The sequence below is a fragment of the Methylocucumis oryzae genome (assembly GCF_000963695.1).
In the GTDB taxonomy this organism is placed as follows: Bacteria; Pseudomonadota; Gammaproteobacteria; order Methylococcales; family Methylomonadaceae; genus Methylovulum; species Methylovulum oryzae.
In genome coordinates this window covers 1-8639 of sequence record NZ_LAJX01000152.1, presented here as the reverse complement: position 1 = coordinate 8639, position 8639 = coordinate 1, and the positions used below count along the sequence as shown (strand labels likewise).

8 protein-coding genes and 1 pseudogene are annotated in these 8639 nt (G+C 47.0%); 3 read left to right on the top strand and 6 right to left on the bottom strand.

Annotated elements, in window-relative coordinates; translation table 11 throughout:
- The 6 genes from VZ94_RS23265 to VZ94_RS23255 all read right to left on the bottom strand — a co-directional run.
- Positions 1-949, bottom strand: a 949-nt coding sequence (locus tag VZ94_RS23265) for a condensation domain-containing protein (RefSeq protein WP_131655576.1), incomplete at its 3' end; no start/stop codon positions are given.
- The gene (locus VZ94_RS23260) at positions 933-2516 is read right to left on the bottom strand and encodes an AMP-binding protein (protein ID WP_052700584.1); all 1584 of its coding nucleotides are present in this window, start codon (positions 2514-2516) and stop codon (positions 933-935) included. The genes VZ94_RS23265 and VZ94_RS23260, both read right to left, overlap by 17 nt.
- Before the next feature lie 13 nt (positions 2517-2529).
- Positions 2530-3540, bottom strand: a complete 1011-nt coding sequence (locus VZ94_RS14665; protein WP_239649969.1) for a TauD/TfdA family dioxygenase — start codon at positions 3538-3540, stop codon at positions 2530-2532.
- Positions 3541-3560: 20 nt separating this feature from the next.
- Entirely contained in the window at positions 3561-3779 is a 219-nt protein-coding gene (locus VZ94_RS14660; RefSeq protein WP_045779796.1) for an MbtH family protein, read from the bottom strand.
- A 16-nt stretch (positions 3780-3795) separates the two neighbouring features.
- Positions 3796-3984 (bottom strand): GNAT family N-acetyltransferase, encoded by a 189-nt coding sequence (locus VZ94_RS32825; RefSeq protein ID WP_204369160.1) that lies wholly within the window; start codon positions 3982-3984, stop codon positions 3796-3798.
- Positions 3938-4774, bottom strand: a complete 837-nt coding sequence (locus tag VZ94_RS23255; RefSeq protein ID WP_204369159.1) for a GNAT family N-acetyltransferase — start codon at positions 4772-4774, stop codon at positions 3938-3940. The genes VZ94_RS32825 and VZ94_RS23255 overlap by 47 nt, the downstream gene beginning before the upstream one ends.
- Positions 4775-5048: 274 nt before the next feature.
- Here VZ94_RS23255 and VZ94_RS14650 point away from each other — a divergent pair, with 274 nt between their 5' ends.
- The 3 genes and pseudogenes from VZ94_RS14650 (at position 5049) to VZ94_RS26030 (ending at position 8305) form a co-directional block, all read left to right on the top strand.
- Complete coding sequence (locus VZ94_RS14650) at positions 5049-5906, top strand: hypothetical protein (RefSeq protein ID WP_052700582.1); 858 nt, start codon at positions 5049-5051, stop codon at positions 5904-5906.
- A gap of 134 nt (positions 5907-6040) precedes the next feature.
- Positions 6041-7067 (top strand): annotated as a pseudogene (locus tag VZ94_RS30880) (TonB-dependent siderophore receptor).
- Positions 7013-8305, top strand: a complete 1293-nt coding sequence (locus tag VZ94_RS26030; protein WP_052700579.1) for a TonB-dependent siderophore receptor — start codon at positions 7013-7015, stop codon at positions 8303-8305. The pseudogene VZ94_RS30880 and the gene VZ94_RS26030 overlap by 55 nt, the downstream one beginning before the upstream one ends.
- The last annotated feature ends 334 nt before the right edge of the window (positions 8306-8639 follow it).

Here is an 8639-nt window from a genome sequence, read left to right as displayed (position 1 = left end):
CCGGCTGCGTCCAAGCGCGTTGCCAACGCGCATAGTCGGCATAACGTATTGGCAACTTAGCACGTTCAGCGCTAACACCGTTGAGTTCCGCTTGGTATAACTCAGCGAATTCGCTGAGTAATAAATTCATGCTCCAACCATCGGCGATGAGATGGTGTAAGACTAGATTGAGTTCGTAGTCGTGTTCAGCGCGTTTGATGACGACTAAGCGCCAAGCGGGTTGTTCAGCCAGTGCAAACGGTGTTAATACTGCCGTTTCTGCTAAGACCTGTGCTTCAGCTTCGGCGTCAAAATAGTTAGTCAGATCATGGTAAATAAATGGTAAATCACAGTCCGTCAGAATGTTGATAGACGCCAAGCCATCTTCAGCTTTGAACACGCTGCGTAAGCTGTCGTGGCGTAGCATTAGCCCAGTAAAAGCAGAGCGCACGGTATTGACATCGACATGGCCGGTAATTCGGATAGCTCCGGCTATGTGGTAAGCGGTCGTTTCCGGGTATAGTTGTTGCAAAGCCCATAGACTTTGTTGCCCGAACGATAACGGTAGATTTTCTGATGCGTCACTGCGTTCGATAGCAGCATTGCCTTGAATGATCTCAGTAGTCGTTAGTTTAACCACTGTTTCCGTATACTCAGCTAAAGTAGGCTTAATAAATACCAGCCCCGGCTCTACCGCAACCTGCCATTGCTCACGCACAGCGGCGGAGATTTGCATGGCTGCGATGGATTCGCCGCCTAAAGCAAAAAAGCTGTGTTCCGGGGCGATGTTCGGTATTTGTAAAATCTCCGACCAAATCGCGGCCATTCGTGTTTGATTGACGCTTGTAACGCTAACCGCAACAGATTGGACGGTATCGCCATTAAATTCGGCAAAGACATCCAGCTCACCTGTTTGCCAGGTTGTCAAACAAGCGCGGCGTTGTAATTTACCGCTACTGGTTTTCGGCAATGCCCCTGGATTTAATAGCAAAATGAGCCGCGCCGGTTCTTTGGCAGGTTTCAGCGACTATGCGGTTAATGACATCAAACCACGCCGTTGCGGGTTGTTTTTTTTGCTCGCCTCGACCTATTTCGGCGGCAATGGCAATGGCTTCTTGTCCGTTGTGTTCTATCGCAAACGCGGCTACCCGGCCTTTACGCAAACCTGGACACTGGTCTTCCAAGGCTTGCTCGACATCTTGCGGATAGACATTATGACCACGGATTAAAATCAAATCTTTGCTGCGTCCAGCAAGGTATAAATGCTGTGTGTGGATAAAACCTAAATCGCCGGTGCGTAAATAGTGTTGCCCTTCATAGACCAAGCTCACTGCGGCGGTTGCTTCTGGATTGCGCCAATAACCACGCGAAATACTAGGGCCCGATAAACAGATTTCGCCTACTTCATCTAAGCCAGCAGGCTGACCGGTGGCTGATATTATGAGCACTGTATGGTCGAGTTGACTATGGCCACAACCGACTAATTCAACGCCCGAGTCTGCAGGCTGAACCCGTTGCGCAGCTAAGTCTTGAGTATTAAAACACGTTGTTGTTAATGCTTGACTAGGCGCACCGCCGGTAACCAATAATGTCGCTTCAGCTAAACCATAACAAGGGTAGGGCGCCGTTTTAGGTAGACCTGTGGCAGCTAACCGTTCGGCGAACGTGGTTAAATTTGCTACGCGTATCGGCTCGGCGCCGCAAAAGGCTAAGCGCCAGCTAGTCAAATCCAGACCTTCTAACTGAGCCGGGCGAATTCTTTCGTTACAGAGTCTAAAGGCAAAATCTGGCCCGCCGCTAACAGTACCGCGATAATGCGACACGGCTTCTAACCAGCGCACGGGACGTTCCAGAAAGTAACGCGGCGACATTAACACCACCGGAATACCGCTAAATAGCGGTTGTAACAAGCCACCGACCAAGCCCATGTCATGGAATAATGGCAACCAACTGACGAATACGTCTTGTTCGGTAATCGCAAAGCCTTGTTTAATCGCCCGCTCATTCGCCATTAAATTATCATGCCCTATTATCACGCCCTTAGGCTCAGCGGTAGAGCCTGAGGTGTATTGCAAAAAGGCAATGTCGTCGTCTTTAATGGTTGGTTTTAGCCATGCCGATGCCCGGTCAAGCGCTAACGTGTCAATCGTCATAACGCTGGCATGGATTTGTTCAGCAAGGGTTTGCAGGCTATTAAGATGCGTGCTAACCGTCAATAAGACACTAGGCTGGGCATTTTGGGCGATGGCCAATACTCGTTTACTAGACTGAGGATTAGTCATATCCGGAACATAAGCCGGCACAGCGATGAGACCTGCGTACAAACAACCAAAGAAACCAACGACATAAGAAAAATCATTGGCCAAACACAGCATTACGCGCTCACCCGGTTTGCTGACCGTTTGCAACTCTGCGGCTAACGCGCGAGCCTGTAAATCTAGCTCTGCGTAGCTATAACAGGTTTCAGCCCCGGTGCCATCGGCTAAGCAATATAACGCAATGCGTTCAGGGTGTTGCTCAGCCCTAAGATTGAGCAAGTCGACAAAATGTTTAGCGGCTAAAAATTTTATTATCCATTATGAAACGCTCTCGATTGTCCCTAGCATAGGGTTCAGCCATCGCCACGACGACTTTTCGCGGGCCGGTAAATGGGGTGCGGGCATGGGCGGTCAACATGTTATCCAACATCATTACATCGCCGGTTTGCCACGGAAATATGACGGTTTCTTCGTCTAGTACAGCGCGAATTTCGGCTAACACACTGTCTTCAATAGCTGAGCCATCACCGTAATACACTTGACGGGGTAAGTCCTCTTCATCTAATAACTCTAATAACGTCTCGCGAACATCAGCAGCTAAATTGGAAATATGAAACAAATGCGCTTGGTTAAACCATACCCAATCGCATGTAATCGGATGTTGCGCGACCGCTTGGCAGACTTGCCGGGTGCGTAGCTCGCCATCGTCTTTCCATTCGCAAATAATGCCGTGGTTTTGGCAATAGTGAGTGACGTTAGCGCGGTCAGTCGTGTTAAACACCTGCGACCACGGCACATCTAGGCCATTACCGTAATTGCGCACATACATTAAGCCGTGACGGGTGAAGCGCTCACGAATAGCGGCATGGATTTTTTGGTAAATCTTGCGGCTATCGGCTATCGGCGTTTCACCCCCTTGCACAGCGGCTTGCGCACAGTAAAACCAGATTTTCATCGGCCATTCGAGGGTATAAGCTTGTTCGTTATGTAGCGGAATCGCTTGGTGTGGTGGGTATTCGGTTGATGTGTACACGCCGTCGAGTACGTTGCTGCGCGGAGTAGAACCAAATTCATAGCTGAGCAAAGGCGAGCCAAATGCAGCGGCAAATGCTTGAAAGGCGGCAATATTGTCTACCGCGAAGTCTCGCAACACTAAACCGCCGCGCAGATAAAGCTGCTCATCGACTAAGGCTTTAATCTCTGCGAATACTTCGTGCAAACTTAAACCAGGCTGGGCCGGTTGCACCAACAACGGCAACGGGCTAGTCATCACTAAGTTAGTCGTTTTCAACACAGTGGCCATAGCTGTCATCGGTGAGGGTGTTAACGCTGTTCGTTTTGATTAGCCATAAACTGACGCAAGCTCAAGGGACGCATATCGGTCCAGACTTGGTCTATATACTCTAAACAATCTTTTTTGACGCCAGATTTTCCAACGGCGCGCCAGCCATTCGGAATCGCCTTGTAATCCGGCCAGATGGAAAATTGTTCCTCGTCATTGACGACGACTTGGAACACGGTGTCTTCGTTGTCTATGCTCATTTTGTTAACCTCATTATTAAAAACAAAACTGACTGAAATACGCTTCTCGCGACAAAGCCATCAGTGCGGCGCGTTTATGCGGAAAGTCAAACTCTTTCGCCCGGTAAAACCCGGCGTTCATCATGTATGCAATCATTTTGGCGTTGTCGGCGCGTGGCTCAGCTACGACATAGCGGGTGCGTGGGTCGCTTAAAAAATAGGTAATGCGCTAATGACGTTAACCATGCAGCAACTCGGTGTGGCCCGCGTAGACTTTCTTCGCCGACCAACATGTGTACGCCACGGTCGTAATCATCCACTTGATAAAAAGGCGCAATTCTGTCTTCTTTCGCCCAATAAATCTCAAAATACGCGAACGGTTGGGCATCGAAATACGCAATAACAGGATGTAAATGAGGGTCGGTGCTGACTTTATAGAGATAATCCAAATGCTGCTGCAACGTGCCAGGCATTTCCCAAAACGCCGCGACGCGCGGATTGTTTTGCCAAGCATGGAATATGTCGACATCGTGTGTAGGCGCTACGGTTCTTAACGAAAAACGTTGGTCTAACTCTGGGACAAATCGTTGATAAATCTCACCATCAGGATAAGGCGCGCGTATCGGGTGGCGTTTGCCATCGCTTACGGTGTAATGCAATGGCATTAATGTCGTTTGATTAGCTAGCAGCCAATAATCTGGCAATTGTCTAAACATATCCCGTCTTGCCCACACAATAGATACAGAGTCGGCGCTTGCTAACCAACCGTGTTTTAACAACAGCTTGCATAGCTCAGGTGAGTCTATGCATGAAAACGCCACTGTTTTTACCGACTTAAAGTTATCGAACAGTCCATTCACTGCACGTGCTAATACTGCTACAGACTCGTTCATTAATACGGGTAATTTAGTTGCGCGTAGAGTGACGTGCTCATTTAATTGCTCAGTTATAACAAGCTCAGCAATGACTTCACCTTGTTGAGTAACGATTAGATGAGCATCTTCAACCCTAACCATAAAAGATTGAGTGTGAGAACAATGAGTTTTGGATAACTGAGGATTTAACATGACAGACGCGTATAATTTTTAATAAACTTAATGATAATTATTATCATTAAGTTTGTCAATTTATGCAACAGCAATATCTAGTCGTAGTATCAAACGCCATCCATTAATCAATAAAACACACAAATCGCTTGACTTGCTAGTCATTTTATTAATAATAAGAATCGTTCTTATTTACATAGTATTTTAAATTTGAACTTTTTATTAACTTTAATGAGGAATTAAGATGTTGTTAAAACCCACTCAACTAGTGCTTACCATAGGAGCATTGCTTGCTGGCATGTCATTAAATGCAATGGCTGATACGACTAAAAGCTTTGAGCAAAAAAGCCGTATTGTTATTAAAGACTTATGCGCAGACCCTGACAAAGAGCAATGTGCCGAATTGGTTGATGTTTATAACATCCGTGAAAACAATAGCGGTTTCCCTGTCGCACCTGCTCAACCTTATGGCAGCACTATTACCGTTCCAGCCGATGCCTTTGCTGAGGGCGATAAAATCAAAGACGTAAACGTGACAATAAAAGGTCTAACCCACGACTTAGTCGATGATGTGGATATGCTATTAGTAGGTCCACAAGGTCAATATGTCATGTTAATGTCTAATGTCAGTGGTTCAACGGCTGCTGAAGGCACATCGACGGCTGTCAAAAACTTAAATTTGATTTTTGATGATGCCGCGACACTGCCATTACCAAATAACACTCGTAACGATGGTACGTTAACCACCAGCACCACGAGTGAATTGTATGGTCTTGTTTATGATGAATGGGTAAACGTCTGGACGGACACTACGGCACATCGCTGGAAACCCACTGACTACGACGCAAGCAATCCTTTAAGCGTCGATGACTTAGACCAGTTCCGCACGCCTGTGCAAGCGGGTTTGATTACACCGGGCACTGTTGTCGACATGACAACAGCTGACCAAGCCAAGAAGAAACTTACTACATCAGGCCCACTATTAAGCACTTTCAATGGTTTAAGCCCGGCCGGCGACTGGAAACTCTACATTGTTGATGATTTCTTTTGGTACAAAGGCGAAGTTAAAGGCTGGAGCCTAGAAATCACTGCCGGTCAATAACGTGTAACGAAAATGTCGAATTACGCCTCCCGCCATCGCCACAGGCTTAACCATTCTACATCTCAACCTAAACATCCGGCAGACGCGTTGCGTCTGTCGGATTTTTGTTTTGTAACAGTGCGCAACGGAGTTTTATGACTGCTAATTCTGCATACCGGCATTTATCATCGCGACCGCCAGTTTTAATGATAGGGTTAAGTTTAGCTTGGCTGTTTAGTTCGCAAACCGTTGCCGATGAACCAACGTCGAACCTATCGACCGCTAAACCGGCCACACTGCCAACTGTAACCGTCGAAAGCGAGCAAACCACTCCAGCCCATGCGCCTATACAAGGTTATGTGGCAGATAGCTCAGAATCAGCTAACAAAACCGATACCCCCTGGATAGAAATTCCTCAATCCATCAGTATCATCGGTAAAAACGAAATCACTGCCCATGCTGCGCAAAGCGTTACTCAAGCCGTGGCCTACACGCCAGGTATCTTAAGCGGTTTATACGGACCTAGCACACGCGACGATTATTTGAATTTACGCGGCTTTACGGCCACGCAATTTTTTAGACGGCACTCGGTTAATGAGTTCTAACACCAGCTATGCACAATTACGCGTTGATCCTTACGATTTAGAACGGGTAGAAGTATTACGCGGCCCCTCGTCGGTGTTGTATGGACAAAATCCACCTGGTGGTTTGGTGAACATGACGAGTAAACGTCCAACAGAAACGCCATTCCATGAAATGCAATTATCAGGTGGTAGCTTCGACCGCATTCAAGGCGCATTAGACTTAAGTGGTCCTGTCACTGGCCGCGACGACTTACTGTATCGCATTGTCGGCGTAGTCAGAGGTAGCGGCACGCAAGTCGATCATGTTGATGACGACCGTTATTTCATTGCACCTAGCTTCACTTGGCGTAATGACGTAACTTCATTGACCTTCTTAAGCCATTATCAAAAAGATGAAACCGGTAATGCCATGCAGTTTTTACCTTATGAAGGCACGGTGCTGCCTAACCCAAATGGACAAATTCCTAGCGAACGCTTTTTAGGCGACCCCGGCTATGATAACTATGAACGTGAGCAATTTTGCCGTTGGTTATGCGTTAGAGCATGCGTTTTTCCGACACGCTTAAAGCGCGGCAAAATTTTCGTTATGCCGATGTAGAAAGTAGCTATCAAGGGCTTTACCCAGATAATTATTGGGGTAGCTATGTCCGCCCCACTGACGACCCTGATTTCCCTGTAGAGTCTGACCCTAACCTACGCCAAATCAGTCGGTATGGCTCCGCTTACCAAGATAAAACGCAAACCATCACATTAGACAATCATTTGCAAGCCGATTTAACCTTTGGAGCAACCGAACATACGTTGCTGGCGGGTTTAGATTTCAGACACTTTGATGCCCGAAGACGCAATGGCTCCACGGACTATGATTTGCCCGAACTGTTTTTTGATGTTTATAACCCGGTTTATGGCGTTGATTTTGCCAAGCCTGAATTGACCAACCGATTCCGTTCAGACCTGTCACAAGTCGGCATCTATGGTCAAGATCAAATCAAATGGCGGCAATGGCTGTTGACTGTCAGCATACGCCAGGATTGGGCTTCCAGCCAAACTCATCAAAAAAGAGACGGCGAAATAACCGATACGACGCAAGATGACGAAGCTTTTACTTATCGCACGGCGCTAGGCTACCAATTTGATAACGGCATTGCGCCTTATTATAGCTATTCCGAATCGTTTGACCCGGCGATTGGCGCAGACCGACTTGGTAACGTGTTCAAACCCACCACCGGTCAGCAACACGAAGTCGGCATCAAATATCAGCCGCCGGGCTACAACGCCTATGTCAGCCTATCTGCCTACCATTTAGTACAGCAAAATGTGTTGACGCCTGATTTAACAGAGCCAGACAATCCCCAGCAAAAACAAACCGGCGAAGTCGTTGCGCATGGCATGGAGCTTGAAGGCAAAGCCAGTTTGGCTAACGGTCTCGATATAACGGCGGGCTATGCCTATACCGCAACCGAAGTGACTAAAACCGAAGAAGATAGCGAACAAGGCAAATGGTTGACGTATACCCCTAAACATCAAGCCTCGTTATGGCTGGATTATACGCAGCCAAGTGGTGCTTTTTCTGGAGTTGGTATGGGTGCGGGTACTCGGTATGTAGGGATGAATTATGGCGATTTAAGCAACAGCCAAAAAGCGCCTAGTTATGTCTTAGCCGACTTAGCCGCCCATTACGACTTAAGCAAACTCGACGCCCGTATGAAAGGTTTACGCTTATCGGTTAATGTTAATAACTTATTAGACAAAACCTTTGTCGTGACCTGTGGTGACGGTTATTGCTTTTACGGCGAGCGCCGTACGGTATTGGCAAGCCTACGTTATAATTGGTAGTCGATTAAACGGGCTACACACTTAAACGGGACAGGCCATTCAGAACGCATAACGCCAGGTATGGCGTGTAGTAGGCAGAAAACCTCTCCTGCGTATTCTGTCGCCCTAAACACCCTGTCCCGTCTTAAGTTGGTAACCGATTAAACGTACTGGGGTACGCAATGCGTCAATACTGTTGATTTTAGCACCTAACTTGTTATATCTATATGATATTTAATAAATTTATTGCTTGTTATGGAAGTTGATAAAAAACAGAATACTTGCTGCTAAATTTCTATCAGCAACTCACAAACCTACTTCTTACATTTTGCCAAAACCTAGCCAAGAAAAAAGC